The organism is Paraglaciecola marina (assembly GCF_004360155.1).
In the GTDB taxonomy this organism is placed as follows: domain Bacteria; phylum Pseudomonadota; class Gammaproteobacteria; order Enterobacterales; family Alteromonadaceae; genus Paraglaciecola; species Paraglaciecola marina.
This window is the reverse complement of the sequence record NZ_ML178725.1, coordinates 1-23575: the sequence shown is the minus strand read 5'-3', so window position 1 is coordinate 23575 and position 23575 is coordinate 1. Positions and strand designations below refer to the sequence as shown.

The 23575-nt window shown below is 36.6% G+C and carries 24 protein-coding genes; 4 read left to right on the top strand and 20 right to left on the bottom strand.

The annotated features are described in order from the left end of the window. Window positions 1-24: 24 nt before the first annotated feature. From atpG to rpmH, 20 genes are all read right to left on the bottom strand, one after another. Complete coding sequence (atpG, locus tag EOK74_RS04665; RefSeq protein ID WP_133468764.1) at window positions 25-885, bottom strand: F0F1 ATP synthase subunit gamma; 861 nt, start codon at window positions 883-885, stop codon at window positions 25-27. A gap of 72 nt (window positions 886-957) precedes the next feature. Then, on the bottom strand, window positions 958-2499 hold the full coding sequence (gene atpA, locus EOK74_RS04660) for a F0F1 ATP synthase subunit alpha (RefSeq protein ID WP_133468763.1): 1542 nt from the start codon (window positions 2497-2499) through the stop codon (window positions 958-960). A 13-nt stretch (window positions 2500-2512) separates the two neighbouring features. Further along, window positions 2513-3046: a F0F1 ATP synthase subunit delta gene (gene atpH, locus EOK74_RS04655; RefSeq protein WP_133468762.1), complete on the bottom strand. Its 534-nt coding sequence runs from the start codon at window positions 3044-3046 to the stop codon at window positions 2513-2515. Window positions 3047-3060: 14 nt separating this feature from the next. Continuing rightward, window positions 3061-3531 carry a F0F1 ATP synthase subunit B gene (gene atpF / locus EOK74_RS04650; RefSeq protein ID WP_133468761.1) on the bottom strand — a complete coding sequence of 157 codons (471 nt, stop codon included), beginning with the start codon at window positions 3529-3531 and terminating at the stop codon, window positions 3061-3063. 45 nt (window positions 3532-3576) lie between these two features. Continuing rightward, window positions 3577-3816, bottom strand: a complete 240-nt coding sequence (gene atpE / locus EOK74_RS04645) for a F0F1 ATP synthase subunit C (protein WP_133468760.1) — start codon at window positions 3814-3816, stop codon at window positions 3577-3579. Window positions 3817-3934: 118 nt separating this feature from the next. Continuing rightward, on the bottom strand, window positions 3935-4735 hold the full coding sequence (gene atpB, locus EOK74_RS04640) for a F0F1 ATP synthase subunit A (protein WP_133468759.1): 801 nt from the start codon (window positions 4733-4735) through the stop codon (window positions 3935-3937). Between the two features lie 48 nt (window positions 4736-4783). Beyond that, entirely contained in the window at window positions 4784-5146 is a 363-nt protein-coding gene (locus EOK74_RS04635; RefSeq protein ID WP_239024014.1) for an ATP synthase subunit I, read from the bottom strand. A 275-nt stretch (window positions 5147-5421) separates the two neighbouring features. Beyond that, complete coding sequence (locus EOK74_RS04630) at window positions 5422-6291, bottom strand: ParB/RepB/Spo0J family partition protein (RefSeq protein ID WP_133468757.1); 870 nt, start codon at window positions 6289-6291, stop codon at window positions 5422-5424. Between the two features lie 23 nt (window positions 6292-6314). Next, window positions 6315-7091 (bottom strand): ParA family protein, encoded by a 777-nt coding sequence (locus EOK74_RS04625; RefSeq protein WP_133468756.1) that lies wholly within the window; start codon window positions 7089-7091, stop codon window positions 6315-6317. A 64-nt stretch (window positions 7092-7155) separates the two neighbouring features. Next, a complete protein-coding gene (gene rsmG, locus EOK74_RS04620; RefSeq protein WP_133468755.1) occupies window positions 7156-7812 on the bottom strand; it encodes a 16S rRNA (guanine(527)-N(7))-methyltransferase RsmG in 657 nt (218 codons plus the stop codon). Beyond that, on the bottom strand, window positions 7812-9725 hold the full coding sequence (gene mnmG, locus EOK74_RS04615) for a tRNA uridine-5-carboxymethylaminomethyl(34) synthesis enzyme MnmG (RefSeq protein WP_133468754.1): 1914 nt from the start codon (window positions 9723-9725) through the stop codon (window positions 7812-7814). Before mnmG ends, rsmG begins: the two co-directional genes overlap by 1 nt. Window positions 9726-10371: 646 nt before the next feature. Next, on the bottom strand, window positions 10372-11196 hold the full coding sequence (locus EOK74_RS04610) for an ATP-binding protein (protein WP_133468753.1): 825 nt from the start codon (window positions 11194-11196) through the stop codon (window positions 10372-10374). A gap of 32 nt (window positions 11197-11228) precedes the next feature. After that, a complete protein-coding gene (locus tag EOK74_RS04605; protein WP_133468752.1) occupies window positions 11229-11882 on the bottom strand; it encodes a DnaT-like ssDNA-binding domain-containing protein in 654 nt (217 codons plus the stop codon). A 15-nt stretch (window positions 11883-11897) separates the two neighbouring features. After that, window positions 11898-12341, bottom strand: coding sequence for an FMN-binding protein MioC (gene mioC / locus EOK74_RS04600; RefSeq protein ID WP_133468751.1), 444 nt, complete (start codon window positions 12339-12341; stop codon window positions 11898-11900). A gap of 82 nt (window positions 12342-12423) precedes the next feature. Next, complete coding sequence (gene mnmE, locus EOK74_RS04595; protein WP_133468750.1) at window positions 12424-13806, bottom strand: tRNA uridine-5-carboxymethylaminomethyl(34) synthesis GTPase MnmE; 1383 nt, start codon at window positions 13804-13806, stop codon at window positions 12424-12426. Window positions 13807-13812: 6 nt separating this feature from the next. Continuing rightward, window positions 13813-14295, bottom strand: a complete 483-nt coding sequence (locus EOK74_RS04590; protein WP_133468749.1) for a YajQ family cyclic di-GMP-binding protein — start codon at window positions 14293-14295, stop codon at window positions 13813-13815. Between the two features lie 104 nt (window positions 14296-14399). Continuing rightward, window positions 14400-16034: a membrane protein insertase YidC gene (gene yidC / locus EOK74_RS04585; RefSeq protein ID WP_133468748.1), complete on the bottom strand. Its 1635-nt coding sequence runs from the start codon at window positions 16032-16034 to the stop codon at window positions 14400-14402. A gap of 125 nt (window positions 16035-16159) precedes the next feature. Beyond that, window positions 16160-16411: a membrane protein insertion efficiency factor YidD gene (gene yidD, locus EOK74_RS04580; protein ID WP_133468747.1), complete on the bottom strand. Its 252-nt coding sequence runs from the start codon at window positions 16409-16411 to the stop codon at window positions 16160-16162. Next, complete coding sequence (gene rnpA, locus EOK74_RS04575) at window positions 16366-16734, bottom strand: ribonuclease P protein component (RefSeq protein ID WP_133468746.1); 369 nt, start codon at window positions 16732-16734, stop codon at window positions 16366-16368. Before rnpA ends, yidD begins: the two co-directional genes overlap by 46 nt. Before the next feature lie 9 nt (window positions 16735-16743). Continuing rightward, complete coding sequence (rpmH, locus tag EOK74_RS04570) at window positions 16744-16878, bottom strand: 50S ribosomal protein L34 (protein WP_007615483.1); 135 nt, start codon at window positions 16876-16878, stop codon at window positions 16744-16746. A gap of 552 nt (window positions 16879-17430) precedes the next feature. Between rpmH and dnaA the strand changes: the two genes are divergently transcribed. From dnaA to gyrB, 4 genes are read left to right on the top strand one after another with little or no spacing between them, the layout of a single operon-like run. Next, a complete protein-coding gene (dnaA, locus tag EOK74_RS04565; protein WP_133468745.1) occupies window positions 17431-18840 on the top strand; it encodes a chromosomal replication initiator protein DnaA in 1410 nt (469 codons plus the stop codon). Window positions 18841-18859: 19 nt separating this feature from the next. Further along, on the top strand, window positions 18860-19963 hold the full coding sequence (dnaN, locus tag EOK74_RS04560; RefSeq protein WP_133468744.1) for a DNA polymerase III subunit beta: 1104 nt from the start codon (window positions 18860-18862) through the stop codon (window positions 19961-19963). Window positions 19964-19998: 35 nt separating this feature from the next. Further along, the gene (gene recF, locus EOK74_RS04555) at window positions 19999-21096 is read left to right on the top strand and encodes a DNA replication/repair protein RecF (RefSeq protein ID WP_133468743.1); all 1098 of its coding nucleotides are present in this window, start codon (window positions 19999-20001) and stop codon (window positions 21094-21096) included. 4 nt (window positions 21097-21100) lie between these two features. After that, the gene (gyrB, locus tag EOK74_RS04550) at window positions 21101-23521 is read left to right on the top strand and encodes a DNA topoisomerase (ATP-hydrolyzing) subunit B (protein WP_133468742.1); all 2421 of its coding nucleotides are present in this window, start codon (window positions 21101-21103) and stop codon (window positions 23519-23521) included. The last annotated feature ends 54 nt before the right edge of the window (window positions 23522-23575 follow it).

Here is a 23575-nt window from a genome sequence, read left to right as displayed (position 1 = left end):
CCTTTGCCTGAATTTACTTACAAACTAGACCGCTGAAGCGCCGCTAACAATCTCACTGATTTCTTGTGTGATAGCTGCTTGACGTGCTTTGTTATATACCAATTGCAAGTCGTCAATTAAGTCGCCGGCGTTATCTGTTGCAGCTTTCATTGCAACCATTCGAGCAGCTTGCTCAGAGGCGGCGTTTTCAACTACACCTTGGTATACTTGAGACTCTATAAAGCGAACCAAAAGCATATCTAAGATAGGCTTAGGATCAGGTTCATAAATATAATCCCAACGATGTTGTAATGTTTGTTCTTCAGATTTTGGCAAAGGCAACAATTGATCGATCTGTGGCTCTTGCGCCATAGTATTAACAAACTTGTTAAATACCAGATATAAACGGTCTATTTTGCCATCGTTGAATGCATCCAACATGATACGAACCAATCCAATTATTTCTTGGACAGTAGGCGCATCACCTAGACCAGATTCAGCAGCAAGTACATTGCCCCCAAAACGGTTGAAAAATGCTACAGATTTTGCACCTAGGGCAGCAAAGTCAGTTTCAACACCTTGTTCTTGCCATTTTTGTGCTTCTTTAGCGACCAATTTGAATTCGTTAGTGTTTAAACCACCACATAATCCACGGTCCGTAGAAATCACTATATAGCCCACGCGTTTTACTTCGCGGTCTTCCAAATATGGATGACGATATTCAAGGTTAGCGTTTGCCAGGTGACCGATCACGTTACGAATATTCTCAGCGTATGGGCGGCTAGAAGCCATACGGTCTTGCGCCTTTTTCATTTTAGACGCTGCAACCATTTCCATAGCGCTGGTGATCTTCTGAGTATTTTTAATACTACCGATCTTACCTTTTATCTCTTTACCGCTAGCCATAAACTCTATCTCCGATTATTCAACATACTGGCTACCATTATCTAATAAATTAGAAAAAAGTAGCCAAATTGATTACCACGTTTGTGTTTCTTTAAACTTAGTTAAAGCTTCATTTAGTGTGGCTTCAATTGTCTTGTCGAAATTACCAGTTTTATTGATAGTGTCCATCAGCTCGCTGTATTCGCTGTTCATATAAGAATGCAAAGATGCTTCAAAATCTAGAATTTTATCTAGAGCAACATCTTTTAAGTATCCTTTTTCTACAGAGAATAAAGAAACACCCATGTCACCTACTGAAAGAGGTGCATATTGGTTTTGTTTCATTAATTCAACAACACGCTCACCGTGCTCAAGTTGCTCACGAGTAGCATCATCAAGATCAGACGCAAACTGTGAGAACGCTGCTAATTCACGATATTGAGCTAAAGCTAGACGTATACCACCACCAAGTTTTTTAACAATTTTCGTTTGAGCTGCACCACCAACACGTGATACCGAGATACCTGCGTTTACGGCAGGACGGATACCTGCGTTGAACAAATCTGTCTCAAGGAAGATTTGACCATCGGTAATCGAGATTACGTTAGTAGGTACGAATGCAGATACGTCACCAGCTTGGGTTTCGATAATAGGTAAGGCAGTTAAAGAACCTGTTTTACCTGTTACTTCACCATTAGTATAACGCTCAACATATTTATCATTTACACGTGCAGCACGTTCAAGAAGACGCGAGTGAAGATAGAAAACATCTCCAGGATACGCTTCACGACCTGGCGGACGACGTAACAATAGTGAAATTTGACGATATGCTACAGCTTGCTTAGACAAGTCATCATATACGATCAAGGCGTCTTCACCACGGTCACGGAAATACTCACCCATAGTACAACCAGAGTAAGGAGCCAAGTATTGAAGTGCAGCAGATTCAGAAGCAGAAGCAGCAACAACTATGGTGTTAGCCAATGCGCCGTGTTCTTCTAACTTACGTACCACGTTAGCAATAGTAGATGCCTTTTGGCCTACCGCAACGTATACACATTTTACACCAGAGTCTTTTTGATTGATGATGGCATCAATCGCTAATGCAGTTTTACCAGTTTGACGGTCACCGATAACTAATTCACGTTGTCCACGACCTACTGGGATCATGGCATCTACTGATTTATAACCAGTTTGAATTGGTTGATCAACTGACTGACGTTCAATAACGCCCGGTGCAATTTTTTCAACAGGTTCAAAACCGTCTGCATCGATAGCGCCTTTACCATCGATAGGTGCACCTAGTGTGTTAACAACACGACCAAGTAGGTTACGACCTACCGGTACTTCTAAGATACGTCCAGAAGATTTTACTTTTACGCCTTCTTGTAAGTCAGCGTAAGGACCCATAACTACCGCACCTACAGAATCTCTTTCAAGGTTCAATGCGATAGCGTAACGACTACCAGGAAGCTCGATCATTTCACCTTGCATTACATCAGCAAGGCCATGGATACGGATAATACCGTCGGTAACACCAACAATAGTCCCTTCGTTTCGAGCTTCACTTACTACTTCGAACTTCTCAATACGTTGCTTGATTAGTTCTGCAATTTCAGTGGAATTCAGTTGCATGCTCTTTTCCCCGTTATGCTTGTAACGCGTCTGAAAGACGGTTTAGTTTACTTCGAAGTGAACCGTCAATTACTGTATCACCGGCTTTTATTAGTACGCCGGCAACTAGTTCAGGATCCACGCTACAATTTAGCTTAACTTTTCGTGCAAGACGTTTCTCAAGAGAAGCACCAATTGCTGTTTGTTGTGATTCATCAAGTTCGACTGCTGAAGTGATTTCAACGTCAATCTCTTTCTCAAAATCAGCTTTAAGCTGATTAAACAAAACAGAAATATCAGGCAACGCTTGTAAACGTCTATTTTCAGCCAAAACCTTTATTAAGTTCTGGCCATGTAGGTCGAGTTGTTCGCCACACACGCCGATAAATATTTCAGAAAGCTTATCTGCCGCAACAGAGCCAGTTAAAAGTTCTTTAACTGTTTCATCTTTAGAAACTTCAGCGGCAAAAAATAACATTTCCTGCCATTGTGCAATGGTTTTGTTCTCAACCGCGTAATCGAACGCAGCTTGCGCGTAAGGGCGAGCGATAGTTGTCAATTCAGACATAGCTCAATTCTCCCTTACAATTCAGCGACAAGTTTTGCAACTATGTCACTTTGTGCTGCAGCATCAATTTCTCTTTCAAGGATTTTTTCAGCACCAGTTATCGCCAGAGCAGCTACTTGTTTACGTAACTCTTCTTTAGTGCGATTTCTTTCTGCTTCAACCTCTGAATAACCCTGAGCAATGATTTTCTCACGCTCTGAGTGACCACGTTGCGTTTCCTCATCAACAATCTGAGTACCACGTTTTTTAGCCTGATCAATTATTTCAGCTGCTTGCGCTTTAGCTTCTTTAAGCTGAACGTCTGCATCTGCTTGAGCAAGTTCGAGAGCTTTCTCGCCTTCCTCAGAAGCTGCAAGACCATCAGCAATTTTCTTTTGGCGTTCTTCAATAGCACCTATGATTGGAGGCCATACATATTTCATGCAGAACACAACAAACACTAAGAAAGCTATTAATTCGCCTATTAGAGTGGCATTTGGTAACACGGCCGCTCCTCCTCTTTAATAGTTGTTAAAAGGTATGGTTAACTATTACTGAGCACCAAGTACAAACAACATATAAAGAGCGATTGCTACACCGATCATTGCGATAGCATCGATAAGACCCGCTACAATGAACATTTTAGTTTGTAATTGATTTGAAAGTTCAGGCTGACGAGCAGCTGATTCCAAAAATTTACCACCTAAAATACCGAAGCCAATAGCTGGCCCCAATGCGCATAGACCAATCAAAATACCAACTGCGATATATAGATTACCTAAGATTTCCATAGATTTTCACCTTGTGTTTAAAGTTAAAGTTAAAATAAAAAAACGTGTAAAACTGTTTTGTAGGCGTCCATGCCTTACCCAAATGGGCCAGCTAGTGCTGTCTAAATTCTTTCAAAAATTAATGCTTTTCGCTCGCCATACTCAAGTAAACGATTGTTAACATCATGAATATGAAAGCTTGCAATGGGATAACCAATAAATGGAATGCAGCCCATAAAAAATGAATAGGTAATTGCCATAGACCAATAGTACCTGCAATAAGAATGAATATGAGCTCACCCGCATACAAGTTACCGAAAAGACGTAAAGCAAGAGAGAGTGGTTTAGCGATAAGTGCTACCACTTCTAATATAAAATTAAACCAATATAACCAAGGAGTATTGAATGGGTGAGCATATAGCTCTTTCATAAAACCGCCCACACCTTTGATTTTTATTGAATAAAAAATCATTAATGCAAATACACCCAAAGATAAAGCAAAGGTCATACTTGTATCAGTAGTAGGTACTGACTTTATATATACATCATGAGGATCAACACCCATCATAATACCAATATTTTGAGCAATATAAGGAATAAGGTCGACAGGAATTAAATCCATCAAATTCATCAATAATACCCAGACAAAGATAGTTAACGCTAAAGGAGCAATAACAGGGCTCTTGCCCTGATAGGTTCCTTTAACAGTGTTATCTACAAACTCAACTACTAGTTCAACGCAAGCTTGCCATTTACCCGGCACGCCCGTTGTCATTTTTTTAGCTGCTGAGCGAAAGCTAATTAAAAACACTAAACCCAAAACCACCGACCAAGCTAGCGTGTCAATATGAAAAGTCCAAAACCCTTCACCGACAGAAGCATTAGTTAAGTGATGTTGAATGTAAGCGCTGACGCTTTGTTCGTCACCTGATGCTGCCATTTTTCCATCCACAATTTAAAGTTAAAAACTGGTACTAAATCACGTTTTTTATTTATATCTAACAACGCAATTCAAAAAAATTATAATTGGCCATTGGGCCATCAAAGTTACTACATAAGTAACTATTAAAGGCAAAGGTTGTAGACTTTGCCATTGATACACAAACAAGAACAATAAAATTGTAAACAAAAATTTCAGTTTACTTCCCTTGTTAAAACTCCGCACTACTAGCTTAATTTTACTAGCACCGGCATATCTGAATGCTAAGAAAGCAAATATAACACTTGGTATAATACATATTAAACCACCATAAAGTGCTGATAAGCCTTCATTTTTTCCTAAAAAAAAGGAATATAGTAAGGTACATATAGTGGCGATTATACTTTGTAATAAAAGTATGTTTTTAGCCAATTTTTGACCTTCTCGGACCAAACTAGTTACCAATTGATCCCTCTACGTATATAAACCTATCGAAAAGCGCCAAAATTATACTTAACTGACGCTGATTTACAACAATAAAGTCTAGTTTGGTGCATAAAAGCACTATTATGGAGAGCACTATAAAGCATTAAATTTTATAGAGATTATATAATTTACGTATTTAGTTAAGGCTATGATTGTATTTACTCAATTACTAAATTGGTTTATCAAAATAAAATTTATCTAAATACACTAATTTATATCGTTTATTTTATATGACTCAAAATACCATCAAGCTGATCTAAACTAGAAAAATTAATCACTAATTTACCTTTACCTTTAGCATTGTGAGCAATATTGACAGGGGCACCTAAATTTTCAGATAGCGTTGTTTGCAGTTTTTCAACATCAGGATCTATTTTAACAGGTTCTTTTAGTTTTACAGGCTCTAGAAGTTTTCTAACTAAAGTTTCAGTATCTCTTACAGTAAGGCCTTTTCCTGATACTGTCTGCGCAGCTTCGTTCTGAATATTACCTTCTAATGATAATAATGCTCTAGCATGACCCATTTCTATATCACCATGCTCGAGTAATAATTTAACATCGTCATTTAAATTATTGAGGCGCATTAAATTAGTTACGGTAGTACGTGATTTACCAACAGCGGTTGCGACCTCTTGATGAGTTAATTCAAACTCAACCATTAGACGGTCTAATGCTTGTGCTTCTTCCATAGCATTTAAATCTTCACGTTGAATATTTTCAATCAATGCAATGGCGACAGCAGATTCATCTGGAACGTTTTTAACTAAACAGGGAATTTCATCTAATTGTGCAATTTGAGAAGCACGCCAGCGTCTCTCACCAGCAATTATTTCAAACTTGTTTTCTGCAACCTCTCGAACGACTATAGGTTGAATAACACCTTGGGATCGAATTGACGATGCTAAATCTTCTAAAGCTTCAGAAGACATGTCTTTACGAGGTTGGTATTTACCAGGCTGTAAAAACTCAACAGGGATTTTACGTAATTCACCTTTTTGCTCTGCTTTAGCTGCTTCAGAACTTGTAGCACTTTGACTAGTGGCTAATAGAGCATCTAATCCTCTGCCTAAACCTCGTTTTTTTGCCGACATGTTGTCCTCTAATTTAATATTTTCTAAGTTGTTTTCTTTCTACTACGACGCAAAATTTCACCAGCTAATGATAAATAAGCTTTGGCCCCGGTGGACGACTTGTCATAATACATGGCTGGAGCACCAAAACTTGGAGCTTCTGCAAGCCTAACATTCCTAGGAATAACCGTTCTATAAACTTGATCACCAAAATGTCGTTTAAGCTGTTCTGACACATCATTAGCTAATCTATTTCTAGGGTCATACATAGTTCTTAGCACACCTTCAATTTTTAATGCTGGATTAACAACCGATGCTAATTTTTTGATGGTATCCATCAAAGCTGTTAACCCTTCAAGTGCATAGTATTCACATTGCATGGGTACTAAAACAGAGTCTGCAGCTGCCATTGCATTTACAGTAAGCTGATTTAGGGAAGGAGGACAATCAATAAAAATAAAATCGTAGTAATTTTTAACTGGTGCCAATGCATTTCTAAGTCGTACTTCTCTTGCAAATACTTCCATCAGTTTAATCTCAGCGGCTGTAATGTCACTATTTCCTGCTATGAGATCATATTTTCCTGACGTTTCTTTAATTAAAACTTCATCAATTGGTTTTTCTTCAATTAATAATTCGTAACTGGTGTTTTCAACACTATATTTGTCTACACCACTACCCATGGTGGCATTTCCCTGAGGATCTAAGTCGATCAACAATACCTTGCGCTTAGTAGCTGCCATTGATGCAGCAACGTTAACCGCTGTAGTTGTTTTTCCGACACCACCTTTTTGATTAGCGATCGCAATGATTTTGCCCAAAATAGCCATCCATTTATGTTGGCAGACTAGATAGACATAAAAATTATGCCTAATTAAATAGCATCTAGTCTGATGGTTGTTTTATTATTTTGACTATATGACGTTCACCGTCAAGGCCTGGAACGTCTAACTTAAGTGTTTCTTGTAAGGTAAAACCTATAGGTAACTCTTCAAGCTCATCCAGAGGAAGTTGTCCTTTTAAAGCAAGATAAACTCCGTGGGAATCTACCAGATGCTGACACCAGTGCAACATATCTTTTAATGATGCAAAAGCTCTGCTCAATACCCCATCAATTTTGTAAGTTGGAACGTAGTCTTCAACTCTAGATTGTACAGGCTCAATATTTTGAATATTTAGTTCATGTGCTACTTGCTTCATAAAGCGTACACGTTTTCCTAAACTATCTAATAAAATAAAATGTTTATCAGGACACATAATTGCTAATGGAATACCCGGTAACCCTGGGCCAGTACCTACATCAATATATTGATTTTTATCCAGAAAAGGGGCCACTACAATGGAGTCAACTATATGCTTTATCACCATTTTTTCTGGCTCTCGAATAGAGGTTAAATTGAAAGCCTTGTTCCATCTATTAACCATTAAAATGTAGTTGATCAGTAGTTTTTGTTGCTGTTCGTTAACATCTAAAGAGGTGTATTTAATGCTCTTTTTTAAAATGGTGAGTAATTCTTCACCTAAAATCTGTTGTTCTTTCATCAGGCTATAATTTTCTTTTCGTTGCTGCTAGATCCAACTAATAATCCGTGCTTTTTCAAATAAACAAGCAAAAGTGAAACGGCAGCAGGTGTAATACCTGAAATTCTACCCGCTTTACCAATAGTCTCGGGTCGCGCATCACTAAGCTTAGCGACGACTTCATTACTTAATCCTGAAATTTGACTAAAATCAAAATCTTTTGGAATAAGCGTATTCTCATTACGTACAGTTTTGGCTATTTCATCTTTTTGACGTTCGATATATCCAGCATATTTGATTTGTATCTCGACCTGTTCTGCAGCTTGTTCGTTATCTAAACCTGGGCCAAAGGTATCTAAACTTATTAAAGTTTTATAAGTCATTTCAGGACGTCGGATTAAATCTTCTAAAGAGTTTTCCTTAGTAACTGGATTTTTTAAAATTTTATTTAACTCGCCAACAGATTCATGTTTTGGATGAACCCAGGTTGCTTTTAAGCGTTGCTTTTCAAGTTCAATTGCTTCTAATTTTTCATTAAAAGCTTTCCAGCGATATTCATCAACTAACCCTATTTTATGTCCTTTGGCTGTCAATCTAATATCCGCATTATCTTCTCTCAGTAATAAGCGATATTCAGCTCTACTGGTAAACATACGATAAGGCTCTTTAGTTCCCATTGTGGCTAGATCATCGATCAATACGCCAATATATGCCTCATCACGGCGTAGAATAAATTCTTCTTTTTGTTGCACCTGACTAGCAGCATTCGCCCCTGCTATTAAGCCTTGAGCACCTGCTTCTTCATAGCCTGTTGTGCCATTTATTTGCCCGGCAAAAAACAGTCCATTGATAAATTTTGTTTCAAGTGTTTGTTTTAGATCCCTTGGATCAAAAAAGTCATATTCGATCGCATAACCAGGACGTACAATATGCGCATTTTCAAAACCAACAATTGAACGAACTAAGTTCATTTGAACATCGAATGGAAGACTAGTTGAAATACCATTTGGATAAACTTCAATGCTATTTAGCCCTTCAGGTTCTACAAATATTTGGTGAGAATTTTTATCTGCAAAACGATGAATTTTATCTTCAATTGAAGGGCAATAGCGTGGACCAACACCTTCTATAATTCCAGTATACATAGGGGATCTATCTAATCCACCTCGAATAATGTCATGTGTTTTTTCATTAGTGTGAGTAATGTAACAAGGAACTTGACTAGGATGATCACTGGCTTTACCTAAAAACGAAACTACCGGAATAGGTGTGTCACCGTGTTGCACCTGCATAGCATCGAAATTTAATGTACGAGCATCTAGTCTAGCAGGTGTTCCTGTTTTTAAACGATCAACTCTAAAGGGTAAATCCCGTAAGCGATCAGCTAAAGCGATCGAAGGAGGATCGCCTGCACGGCCTCCTTTATAATTTTCCATGCCTATATGTATTGTACCGCCTAAAAACGTTCCTACGGTGATTACAACCGCTTTAGCATGGAATTTAAGACCCATTTGAGTGACTACACCCACAACGCGATCTTGTTCTACAATAAGATCATCACAAGATTGTTGAAATAAGGTTAGGTTTTCTTGGTTTTCAATAATATTTCTAATTTCATTTTTATAAAGAGTACGATCTGCTTGAGCTCGGGTTGCTCGGACCGCTGGGCCTTTACTTGAATTTAGGGTTCTAAACTGAATACCTGCTTTGTCGATCGCTTTAGCCATGACACCACCTAAAGCATCGATCTCTTTTACTAAATGTCCTTTACCAATACCACCAATAGCTGGGTTACATGACATTTGACCCAAAGTTTCAATGTTGTGTGTGAGTAATAAGGTTGATGCTCCCATACGTGCAGAAGCTAATGCTGCTTCTGTTCCTGCATGGCCACCGCCTACTACGACTACATCAAAATTTTGTTGATAAAACATGGTATTCCTCTAACGCTGTTGATCATTTTGTACCCTTTAAAACGGGGCGCACATTCTATATAGATTTTGACGTAAGTAAAATGCTTAAAATTTATTCAGATCTTAAATTTTGATCTCACTAGTATTTATAAGATCTATTAGATCTTTACTTATTATTACTATTATTAAGGATCTACTTTTCTGTTAATAAGTGCTTTTTTACTATTAAAATCAATTATTTGAATAACGATCAACCATGTTAATAAAGCGATAGTAAGTAGGTATAATATGGGTATAAATAGCTGTTTTATCCACAAGTGCATTTTCTAAATATTTTACTAAGTGGATATAATATATTTCTACAGGGGTTATACATAAAACTATCCACAATGTTGAATATGTTTTGATCTAACTGTGTGTAACTTGTGATCTAATTATAGGGTTATTTTAGTTAGATCTTGATCGCTAAGGAAAAATTGCTATTTTTGGATCCTAAGATCGTTATCTTTGTTTCTCATGTATATTTTTGATAAATGCTAAACAAAAATTTTAATATTTATTCAAAAAAAATATATTTGATTAGATTTAAGACTTTTTTAGTGAAAATTTGATGCTTAAATATAAATGGCGTTAATAATAACGCCGTTTTTATCTGTATTTATAATGGTTATCTAACCTGATTAGGTTGATATCCAGTTGTTGATTGTGCTCGCTGTGGCTCTGTTTGTGTAGGGACTATTTCTTTACGACGACTTGGTCCAGAAAATTTCACCTTATAGGTGTCATACTCTTTTATTGATTCAAAACAATAGGGCCCTAGTGCTGTTTCTAATTCAGCAAGGTTATGGTTAGTAATTAATATACAGTTTTTATTATTGGCTAAACGTTGCCTAAGTAAATTTCCTAGCCAGCTTTGGGCATTCTTTTTAAGTATGCTTTCGTTAACACACACTTCATCGAGTATCAGTAAGTCTACATCTAATAGCTCTTGGTTTATCTCTCTAAATTTTTGTCCAACATCATCTTTTGCATTGTAATCGTATGAGAAAAAACGAAGTTCTAATATGCTGGATAGTTGGCGATATAATACTGATATTTCAAATTTTTCGATGAGTTCATGTGCTATAGCACCTGCCGTGTGAGATTTTCCACGGCCGTAGTCTCCGTAAAAGATCATCATATGAGAGCCACTTCTACGCCAGTTTTGGTCTTCGTGGGCTGCAATGAAAGACTTAGCAATGCTTACCGCTTCTATAACGTCATTACTGTCTTCTATTAAGTTTGCAAAGGTCCATTTTGAGTTGAGATCGGAACGCCCTTGTATGGCTTGTATACGTTGTTTTTTACCTTGCTGTTGAATCAACCTAACATCTCTATTTGCTAAGGTTTCATATTCGCTTTTTAGACTTTTGTAGTCAGTATAACTATCAGGGACGTGTTGCCGGCCTAAAGCTTTACCTAGTTTCTTTATTTTGTCTTGAATGCTGTCCACGAATTTTATAGTCCTAGATTATAAAGTTAAGTTTACTGAGTTTTTTTACTATATTTAGCTACTAAATTTTTAGCATTGTCGTCTGCAATTATTCCAGCTTTGGTTTTAACCATTTGCTGCCCTACTTTTTGTGTTCCTTTAAAGTTATTAGCCATTCGCATTTTCTTCAAATTAAATACAAATTTTTGTGTCCATTGATATTCGCTAAATTGGACTTCAGGCCTGCCAAGCCAATAAGCTATAAAGTCTCCTAATTCATTATCTGTATATTGGTATTCAATAAGACCTATTAGTTTGGCTAAATCAGTTACTAAGTTTTCGTTGGGCTGCCAGTCTAAATGCATGTCAGTCCAATTTAAATGTAGCTTGGTATAGTCATCAACTTTCATTGTGGTTAAGGGCAATACTAAGGTTTTACCATTAAAACTGTGGTTAAGCTCTACTTCTTGTTCAAATTTAACCAGACCAGTATTAAGTAATTCTTTTATTAAGCTATTAATTTGTCTACCAAGTGTGAACTTTTGTTCTTTTTCATTTAGAAGTGAAAGTAGGTTTTTGTAATTTAGAGGCGCACTTAACCCTGTCTTTTTATTTGCCGTAGGTTTTATTCCTAACATATATAAAGTTCGAGCTTCATTGCTGAGAGTTTGTAGTAGGGCAGTTTGTTCAGCTTGATTAAATTGCATTAGCTTTAATACTCATTAATCAATAGTTACGTTTTTGAAGTAAGTTTCTATATGTTCAACTGCTACATTTTCGGGAATAGGGTGGTTAAGTACATCTATATGAATAGCGGGCATAAGTATTTTTGCACCTGTGGTAGACATCAATGTTTCTAATTTGATAGCCCCATAGCAAAATGTGTCATAGCTACTATCACCTAAGCCAATAATGATAAAGTTTGTATTGGGGAACTGCTTTACCAATAGTTCTTTAGAAAAAGGTTCGATATTGTCTGGTAAGTCACCGGCACCATGGGTTGATGTACAGATAATCCATGTAGCGTTTTCATCTAATTCAGATAACTTAGGGGTTAGGTGTATATTACTTGTGTGTTGCTTTTCAGTGAGAACTTCTTGTACTGCATCAGCTACATATTCGGTTGCACCTAATACACTGCCTACTATTATTTCGAACTTTGCCATTCAAGTCTTACGTATTTTGCTAATAATTTTTTATTGTACCTTGCGGATAATAGATCGACACAGATAAATTTTTAACTTGGATTTATTTTCCAATGCAAAAAGATGAAAATATTTTGCTGAGTAAGTCATCCGAGGTAAATTCCCCAGTGATGTCATTCAGGTGGTGTTGAGTTAATCGCAACTCTTCAGCGAGTAATTCGCCTGCTAGGTGGTCTTCTAGTTGTTCTTTTCCTAGGTACAAATGTTCAGCTGCTTTGTCTATGGCATCTAAATGACGACGACGAGCTATAAATTGACCCTCCGAACCTAGGTTAAATCCCATGCAGGTTTTTAGGTGCTCTGTTAAATGATTAATCCCAATATTTTCACTAGCAGATAAGGATATAACTGGATATTCACCCTTGTCATTGATGCCAATAGTTTCATTAGATAAGTCTGCTTTATTGCGGATGACACTTAAACCAATGTTTTTAGGAAGCTGTTGATAAAACTCAGGCCATATTTCTTTGGGGTGTGTTTCTTTTGACTCGGTACTATCTAGCATAAATAGAACTCTGTCAGCTTGATGTATTTCTTGCCAAGCTCTCTCTATGCCTATTTTTTCGACTTTGTCTGGGCTATCTCGCAAACCTGCTGTGTCGATAATATGTAACGGCATACCGTCAATATGGATATGCTCTTTTAAAACGTCTCGTGTGGTACCTGCTATGTCGGTGACAATAGCGGCGTCTTTTCCTGCAAGAGCGTTTAGTAAGCTAGATTTACCGGCATTGGGTTTGCCTGCAATAACCACACGCATACCTTCTCGTAATAAAGCGCCTTGCTTGGTTTGTTGCCGTAATGCTTCAAATGATTGGATAATATTAATCAAATCAGCTTGGACTTTACCATCACTTAAAAAATCAATTTCTTCATCAGGGAAATCAATGGCGGCTTCTACATACATTCTAAGGTGTATAACTTGTTCTACTAACGTATTAACCTGTGTTGAAAACTCACCTTGTAGTGAGCGCAATGCTCCCTTGGCAGCTTGTTCGGTACTGGCATCTATAAGATCTGCTATGGCTTCTGCTTGTGCTAGGTCTAACTTATCATTTAAGAATGCGCGTTCACTAAATTCACCAGGTCGAGCTATACGTATTTTAGGTATTTTTAGAATAGCATTAAGTAACATATCTAATACAACCTGGCCACCATGTCCTTGAAGCTCCAAAATATCTTCACCGGTAAAGGAGTTAGGACCTTTAAAAAAAATGGAAATGCCCTGGTCGATAAGATTATTTTGAAGATCAGAGAAGGGCAAATATTCAGCTTTACGGACTTCTGGAAGTTTTCCTAAAACAGCTTCAGCAACATTACTGGCTAAGTCTCCTGATACTCGGATAATTCCAACACCTCCACGGCCGGGCGCTGTTGCTTGAGCAACTATTGTATCTTGCTGTGTTGGTAATCCGGTTGCTGTCATGCTTTTTTAATCTCTAAAGTTTGTAAACTGTAATGGTAAATCTAACTCAGCTTCTTTAGCTAGGCGCATAGCACTTTGTAAATCATCGCGCTTTTTACCTGTAACTCTGACTTTATCTTCTTGTATTTGAGCTTGAACTTTTAGTTTGGATTCTTTTAGTAATTTAATTATTTTCTTTGCATTAGGTTGTTCTATGCCTTGAATAAACTTAACTGTCTTCTTGTAAGTTTTGCCGGTAACGTCAATATCTTGTGGATCAAGGGCGGCGTTACTTACCCCTCTTTTTGCGCATGCACTACGCAATATATCCATCATTTGTTTAATTTGAAAGTCACCCTCAGCTTTTAATGTTACTAGTTCATTAGTATATTCAAATGATGCCTCTACACCTCTAAAGTCAAATCGTGTACTTAGTTCCCTGCTTGCATTATCGACTGCGTTTTTAACTTCTACTAAATCAATTTCTGAAACTATATCTAATGAAGGCATGTTTGCTCCTTGTGTAACAAATTAGAGATTAAATTATATGGAAAAAAAGCCCGTTTTATATGCAATATTTGCTATAAAACGGGCTTTTAGATGTTGTTTATCAATTACTTAGTTTGAAGACCACGTTTCTCCATGGAAGCATAAATAAATTTAGCCTGTATTAGGGTAATAACATTACTGACTAACCAATAAAGTACTAAACCAGCTGGGAATATAAAGAAGAATAAACTCATGGCTACTGGCATAAATTGCATTATTTTCTGCTGCATAGGATCTGTCATAGTCATGGGTTGTAGTTTTTGTAATAAATACATACTTGCACCCGTTAATATGGGTAGAACAAAATATGGGTCTTTAGCACTTAAGTCTGTAATCCAAAATATAAAATCAGCATGTCTCAGCTCTACACTTTCAAGTAGTACCCAGTATAAAGCTAAGAATATAGGCATTTGTAGTAATAATGGAAAACAACCACCCATAGGATTAACTTTATCCTTCTTATATAGCTCCATCATACCTTTTTGTAGTTTTTGCTTATCGTCGCCACATCGCTCTTTTAAAGCATCCATTTTAGGCTTTAGCGCGCGCATTTTTGCCATAGATTCATATTGTTTTTTGGTTAAAGGATACATTGCCCCTTTAACGACTATGGTGATCAATATAATGGCGTAACCCCAATTACCTACTATATTGTGTATCCATTGTAGGAAGTAGAATAAGTATTTTGAAATCATCCATAGAAAACCATAATCAACTGTTAGATCTAATCCTCGAGCAAGTTGTTCTAAGGTATCTTGATCTTTAGGGCCTAAATATAAAATACTATTTATTTGTTTAGTTTCACCTACTTGTATAGTGACTGATTCACCTGTAAATCCGATGACACCATTTGTATTTTGTTTAACGGTACTAAATAGTTTATTGGTTTGGTCTTGAGGCGGAACCCATGCTGAAACAAAGTAATGTTCAATCATTGCAGCCCAACCTGCTTTGGTGGTTTCCCTAAGATTTTTGTCGGTCATATCATCAAAGGTATATTTCTCATAAATATCTTCTTCTATAGAGTAAGCGCCGCCGCGGTACACAGGCATAAACATGCTGCCATCTTGTTCAAGCATACTTTGTTTTAATTGACCAAATTGTTGCATTTGTTTTGCAGCACTAGTGTTGTTTTCAACTACATAGCTAACATCGATTTTGTGACTACCTTTTGAGAATATAAAGTTTTTAGTAACTTTCATTCCGTCTGGTGTAACTAGAGTAAGAGGTACGGTTAAAGTCTCGCCTTGCAGAGTATATTCATCTTGCGTTGTTACATAAGTAGGTCGGCCTTTTGCGTCAACACCGTCTTGCCCAATTAAGCCACTTTGGGCAATAAATAATTTATCTCCATTTGGTCTGAGTAAGCTGTATAGTTCTTTAGAGTCTTGCTCTACCGGATATTTAACAAGATTAGCAGAAACAACATCACCACCTTTGGTATCTATGTTAAGTATTAAGGTATCTGTTACAACTGAAATTAACTTTCCTGATGGTTGGTTGCTTGCTTGGATAGTTTGACCATCTGCAGATGCTACAGGGATATCTTCTGTTCCAGAAGGATTTGCTATAAAGGCTTCTTGAGAAGTGTTATCAGAAGGTTGTATTGGTTGTGGACCGTAATCTACCTGCCATTGCTGCCATAATAGAAAACCGACCATAGCTAGGCCAATAAACAAAAAACTACGTTGAGATTCCATAAAGTACTCTAATTAACTGCTAAATTTCGTGGGCGATTTATTTAAGTGTTTATTCATATATTAAATCACGGCGATATTACTATTTTATTTATTACCTGCTCTTTATAAGGGCAGTTGTGTAAAAATCACTCTTTATTTGATTTTTTTTCTGGTACTGGATCATATCCCCCTTCATGAAGGGGATGACATTTTAGTATGCGTTTAATACTTAACCAACTTCCAATAAAAAAACCATGTTCTTTTATTGCCCCAATTGCGTAATAAGAACAACTAGGGTGAAAACGACATGTTGGTCCCAACATTGGAGAAATTACTTTTTGATAAAGTTTAATTAATCCGATTGGGATTTTTCGCAACGCTTTGCTAATTTTTTCCATAATTTATTAAGTAAGGAAAACAGCTCCTGATTTGATAATTTATCTAAGCCACTTTTACCGACTACAACTATATCAATATTTGGAAACGAATGACGTTGTAAACGAAAGCTCTCTCGTATTATACGTTTAAGTCTATTTCTATCGTGGGCATATTTAACTCTTTTTTTAGATAAAGTAATGCCTAGACGAGGATTATCTGATTCGTTAAATCTAGCTAGTAGGGTAAGTTGGGGAGAAACTGCAGGAATTGCTTTATTGAAAACATATTCAAAGTGGGTGGGAGTAAGTAGTCTTAGCTCCCGAGAAAAGTTATTTTCACCCACCTTGGATAATTAAGCTGATAAACGAGCACGGCCTTTAGCACGACGATTAGCTATGACCTTACGGCCATTCTTAGTCGCCATACGGGCACGAAAACCGTGTGAACGCTTACGCTTTAAGTTGCTTGGTTGAAATGTTCTTTTCATGACCTAGTCCCGTTACATAAGGTTAAACAAAATGAACACTGTAATAACCAAATGTTTGGTTCGACTGTGCTCAAAAATGACGCTGAATAATAGAGATCACTTGTGCCTTTGTCAATTAATTAGTGGCAGTTCATTATAATTTTATTCTGATATTGGTGTTTATCTCTGTAACCGTTAATTAAGACTATTATTTTTGATAAGTTTAATGATTTTTATAATTTATCCACAAAAAATTCCCTGATACACAGATTTACTAGTTCTTGATATTTAAAATAGACCTATTAGAACTAATAATTGTTATGAATAAGCTTAGGTTTATTAATTATTTTTATCCCTTAAAGTAAATAAATATAAGGATTTAGGAACTTAAATGAATTTAATTTAAAATGCTTGTTGCCTTGAGGTGGTGTTTAGCGAGATAATTCACAGCTAGTTTAAAAATTTGCATTTTTAACTTATATTTAACTGTAATTTATTATTTTCAAATTTTTAGTATTTTACGTATTTCTTCTTTATAGCCTATGTTGTGTATGGCCGGAGTAGTTTTTTTTAATGTCTATATGGAATCAGTGCCTCGACAGGTTACAGCAAGATTTACCTATTCAGCAGTTCAGCATGTGGATAAGACCTCTTCAAGCAGATTATAATGAAGAATATCTAACATTGTTCGCTCCTAATCGCTTTGTTTTAGATTGGGTGAGAGATAAATATTTTGTTCAAATTACTCAGTTATTGTCAGAATTTTGCAGTAATAAACCACCTCAATTAAGGTTTGAAGTTAAGCTTGCTGATGTTGGAGTAGGTGCACCATCCAAAATTACTTCTAGAGTTTCAACAGTGTCTACTGCTACACCTTTAGTTCAAAGTTCAGCAGCAAGTGGAGTTGCTGCTTTAGCTAACCATAATTCAAGTTCCCAAGTTATTGATACGGTACCAGCCCATAAAAGTAATATTAACCTTACATATAAATTTAATAATTTTGTTGAGGGTAAGTCAAATCAACTAGCAAGAGCTGCTTCTCAGCAAGTAGCGGATAATCCAGGTGGTGCCTATAACCCATTATTTATATATGGTGGGACTGGATTAGGTAAAACACATCTGTTACATGCTGTTGGTAATGGAATTATAGATAATAAAAAAGACGCAACGGTTGTTTATATGCAATCCGAAAGGTTTGTTCAAGATATGGTTAAAGCATTACAGAATAACGCCATAGAAGAATTTAAGCGTTATTATAGATCTGTTGATGCTCTACTAATTGATGATATTCAATTTTTTGCTAATAAAGAACGCTCTCAGGAAGAATTCTTTCATACATTTAATGCTCTATTAGAAGGTAACCAACAGATTATTCTGACTTCTGATCGTTATCCTAAGGAAATAACTGGCGTTGAAGATAGACTAAAATCTAGATTTGGGTGGGGATTAACTATAGCAATTGAGCCTCCTGAGTTGGAAACAAGAGTTGCTATTTTGATGCGTAAGGCTGTAGAGAATAAGATTTTCTTACCTGATGAAGTGGCGTTTTTCATTGCAAAAAGATTAAGATCAAATGTTAGGGAGCTTGAAGGAGCATTAAACCGAGTCATTGCTAATGCTAACTTCACAGGTCGGCCAATTACTATAGATTTTGTGAGAGAGGCTTTAAGAGACTTGTTGGCGTTGCAAGAGAAGTTGGTAACTATTGATAATATTCAAAAGACGGTAGCAGAGTATTATAAAATTAAAATGGCAGATATTTTGTCTAAACGCAGGAGTCGTAGCGTAGCCAGGCCAAGACAAATGGCTATGGCTTTAGCTAAAGAATTAACAAATCGTAGTTTACCAGAGATAGGAGATGCCTTTGGCGGTAGGGATCATACTACTGTATTACATGCATGCCGAAAAATAGTACAGCTAAGGGAAGAAAGTCATGATATAAAAGAAGATTATCAGAACTTAATTCGTACACTCTCTTCATAAAAAATATTACGAGTAGAAAATGAAATTTAGCATTAGCAGGGAAAACTTTTTACAACCCCTTCAATTAGTTTCAGGCGCGGTTGAGCGTCGTCATACATTACCCATCTTGTCTAATGTGCTAATAAAAGTTAGTGAGAACTCACTTTGGATAACAGGCACAGATTTAGAGGTGGAACTTATTTCAAACGTTACTCTTACTGATGCGTTTGTAGAGGGTGAAATTACTGTACCAGCTAAAAAGCTGCTGGATATCTGTAGAGGTCTGGCGGAAGGTAGTAATATTGACTTTAGTGTCGATGGAAACAAAGCCATTTTACGTTCAGGTAGAAGTAAATATAGTTTATCTACTCTATCAGCAGAGGATTATCCTAATCTTGAAGATTGGCAGGGTGAACTTGAGTTTGAAATTTCGCAAGCTGATCTAAAACATCTTATTGATAGTACACATTTTTGTATGGCTCAACAGGATGTGCGTTATTATTTGAATGGTATGTCTTTAGAGACAGAAGATAACTTGATTCGAACAGTAGCTACGGATGGGCATAGATTAGCACTGTGTCGTTTAGCCTACGAAAATGCAACTTTACCTAATCGCCAAGTTATCATTCCTCGTAAGGGCGTTTTAGAAATTATTAGGCTAATTGAAGATAATGAAAAGTTAGTTAAAGTTCAGGTTGGCTCAAATCATATTAGAATCTTTTCAACAGACTTTATTTTTACTAGTAAGTTAGTTGATGGAAGATTTCCTGATTATCGTAGGGTTCTGCCGAGAGACGGTGATAAAAAGATAGAATCTAGCAAGGATGTATTAAAGCAAGCGTTCTCGAGAGCTTCTATTCTTTCTAATGAAAAGTTTAAAGGTGTGCGCTTAAACTTATCTTGTGGTGAGCTTAAGATTACCGCCAATAACCCAGAGCAAGAAGAAGCTGAGGAAATAGTCGATGTTGATTATCAAGGTGATAACTTAGAAATAGGATTCAACGTTGCTTATTTGATAGATGTAATGAATGGTTTAAGTTGTGATGATATTCGAATTACTTTAGCTGATTCCAACAGTAGTGCGTTACTTGAAGACGCAAAAGATGACTCTGCTCTATACGTTATTATGCCAATGAGGCTCTAGGTATAGTTGTTTATTTATATGTTGTTTAAACTAATATGAAACTGGATAAAGTCCAGATAAGTAATTTTAGAAATTTAGATAGCTTGTCTTTTACACCCAATAGAAATCTAAATGTTTTTATTGGAGAGAATGGAAGTGGTAAATCCTCAATATTAGAAGCATTGCATTATTTAGGCTTTGCTCGTTCTTTTAGAACATCCAAGCATAAGAATGTTATTCAAAGTGGAAAAGATAACTTTACCGTCTATTGTTCTGGCCAAGAAAAAGAGCTTACTTCTTCTCATAAGTTAGGTATTAGTCGGCATAGAGACGATAGTTGTGTAGTTAATATTAACGGTGTTAAATCTAAGAAAGCTTCAGATTTGGTCAGTTGTTTACCAATACAAATATTCACACCTCAAAGCTCAGATTTGCTTTTAGGAGCCCCAAAACTTCGGAGGCGTTTTATCGATTGGCTATTGTTTCACGTGGAACAAAATTTTAACCTCGAGTCAAACGTTTTCATGAAGAGTCTTAAGCAACTCAATGCTCTATATAAAAACAACACTAATAGTAACTTGGGTACTGAAAACTATTGGGCTGAATTATTTTGTAATCAAGGGAGCAAAATTTCCAAAAAGCGTGAAGAATTACTAGAAATAGGGTTAATACCTATGATTAATTCTACATTAGCAGATTTTTTACCTGAGTTTTCCTTCGAAATTTCGTATTATAGGGGATGGGAAAAGGAACTTACTCTAGAACAATCACTAAGAAAAAATTTGATGCGAGATATGCGAAATGGTTTTGTAAGCGCAGGTCCTCATAAGGCAGATATAAAAATTAAGATTAAGGGCGTTAATGCTCATGAATTACTTTCTAGGGGGCAATTACGCATGCTTGTAGCAAGTATGCAACTAGCCCAAACTCTTTATTTACAAAGCAAAACCAATAGACCATCGATATTCCTGTTAGATGATATCGGTGCCGAACTAGACGAAGATAAGCGTAAGGTATTTATATCTAAATTAGCAAACTCTGATACGCAATTATTTGTTACAGCGATTGATATTAACCAATTAGAATTTATAGAAAATTATAATGATAAAACAGTGTTTCACGTGGAACATGGTCATGTGAAAGAGGAGATTTAACTAAATGGCAGAAGAAAATGTTTATGATTCGTCCAGCATCAAAGTCCTTAAAGGATTAGATGCTGTAAGAAAAAGACCTGGTATGTATATTGGTGATACAGATGACGGTACCGGGCTTCACCACATGGTGTTTGAAGTAGTAGATAACTCTATAGATGAAGCTCTAGCAGGACACTGTTCTAGTATCAACGTGAAAATTCATATCGATGGTTCAGTATCTGTTAAAGATGATGGCCGAGGAATACCTACCGAAATCCACGAAGAAGAAGGTGTCTCAGCTGCAGAAGTTATCATGACCGTACTGCATGCAGGTGGTAAGTTCGATGATAATTCGTATAAGGTTTCAGGCGGATTACATGGTGTTGGTGTATCTGTTGTAAACGCGCTTTCCAAAAGGCTACAAATTCAAATTCGTCGCTCTGGTAAATTGCATGAGCAAGAATATCAACATGGTGAACCTCAAAAGCCATTAGCAGTAATTGGTGATTCGGAAACATCTGGTACAAGCATTCGTTTTTGGCCAAGTGAAGATACATTTACTAATGTAACTTTCCATTACGATATTCTAGCCAAAAAATTACGTGAGCTTTCATTTTTAAACTCAGGCGTTTGCATTATTCTTGAAGATGAAAGAGATGGAAAAAGTGATAGGTTCGAGTATGAAGGTGGGATCACTGCCTTTATTGAATATTTAAATCAAAATAAAACACCTATACATCAGAAAGTATTCTACTTTGAATCAAATCGAGACGATGGGATTTCTGTAGAAGTTGCCATGCAATGGAATGATAGCTTTCAGGAAAATGTATTTTGTTTTACTAATAATATCCCACAAAAAGATGGTGGTAGCCATTTAGCCGGCTTTAGAGGAGCATTAACACGTACCTTGAATAGCTTCATGGATAAAGAAGGTATGGCTAAAAAGTCAAAAACTAGTACTAGCGGTGATGATGCTAGAGAAGGTTTGACTGCTATTATTTCGGTTAAAGTGCCTGATCCAAAATTCTCTTCACAAACTAAAGACAAACTTGTATCTTCTGAAGTAAGACCAGCAGTTGAAACAGTAATGGGTGAAAAACTACAAGAGTTTTTACTAGAAAATCCATCTGATAGTAAAATTATTGTTGGAAAGATTATTGACGCCGCTAGAGCTCGTGAAGCAGCAAGAAAAGCTCGAGAGATGACCCGCAGAAAAGGCGCCTTAGATTTAGCTGGATTACCAGGTAAATTAGCCGATTGTCAGGAAAAAGATCCGGGTCTTTCTGAGCTATATATAGTGGAAGGGGACTCTGCTGGCGGATCAGCCAAGCAGGGAAGAAATCGTAAAAATCAGGCAATACTTCCACTGAAAGGTAAAATATTAAACGTTGAGAAAGCTAGATTCGACAAAATGTTGTCTTCTCAAGAAGTCGCAACTCTTATCACTGCTTTAGGTTGTGGTATTGGTAGGGACGAATATGACCCTGAAAAACTCCGTTATCATCGCATAATCATCATGACGGATGCTGATGTTGATGGCTCTCATATACGTACATTGTTGTTAACGTTCTTTTATCGTCAAATGCCAGAAATTATCGAACGAGGCTATATCTATATTGCACAACCTCCTTTATATAAAACGAAGAAAGGTAAGCAGGAACAATATTTGAAGGATGATGAATCGTTAACCAAATACCTAACTTCAATAGCATTAGATAATGCATCTCTTTATGTAAATGAAGATGCTCCAAGTATCACAGGTGTAGCCTTAGAGACACTTGTGAAACTCTACCAAGATACAACTAGTATGATTACCCGCATTAGTAGAATAATGCCTGAGGTAATCTTGAATAAGTTGGTATATAGCAATACTTTAGAATCTGAAGATGTAAATGATGAACAAAAGTTATTAGTATTTGCTAAAGACTTTACTGCTGCATTAACTATCGATGAAATTGATGGAGCTACTTACTCATTTGAAGTTCGTCAGGATTCAGAAAGAAGTTACTGGTATGTAGCTATTATTATTAGATTACATGGTATTGATACTGAATATAAATTAGATAAAGAGTTTTTAGAATCTAATGAATATAAGCGTATTAAAGAGTTGAATGTGGCTATAAATGGAATTATAGAGTCAACAGGCTATGTTAAACGTGGTGAAAAAACCAAGCCTGTCACATCCTTTGTAGACGCCTTGGATTGGTTAATGGCTGAGTCTAAACGTGGTCAATACATTCAGCGATATAAAGGGTTAGGTGAGATGAACCCTGGTCAACTGTGGGAAACTACAATGGATCCAACATCTCGTAGAATGTTACAAGTCAAAATAGAAGATGCCATTGGTGCAGACCAACTATTTACTACTTTGATGGGAGATCAGGTTGAGCCTAGACGAGCATTTATAGATGAAAATGCTCTTAAAGTTGCAAACTTAGATGTCTAGTTCACCAATAAAATAATCATGTCCCGTCCTAGAATAAGTTGACGGTTTTTAAGC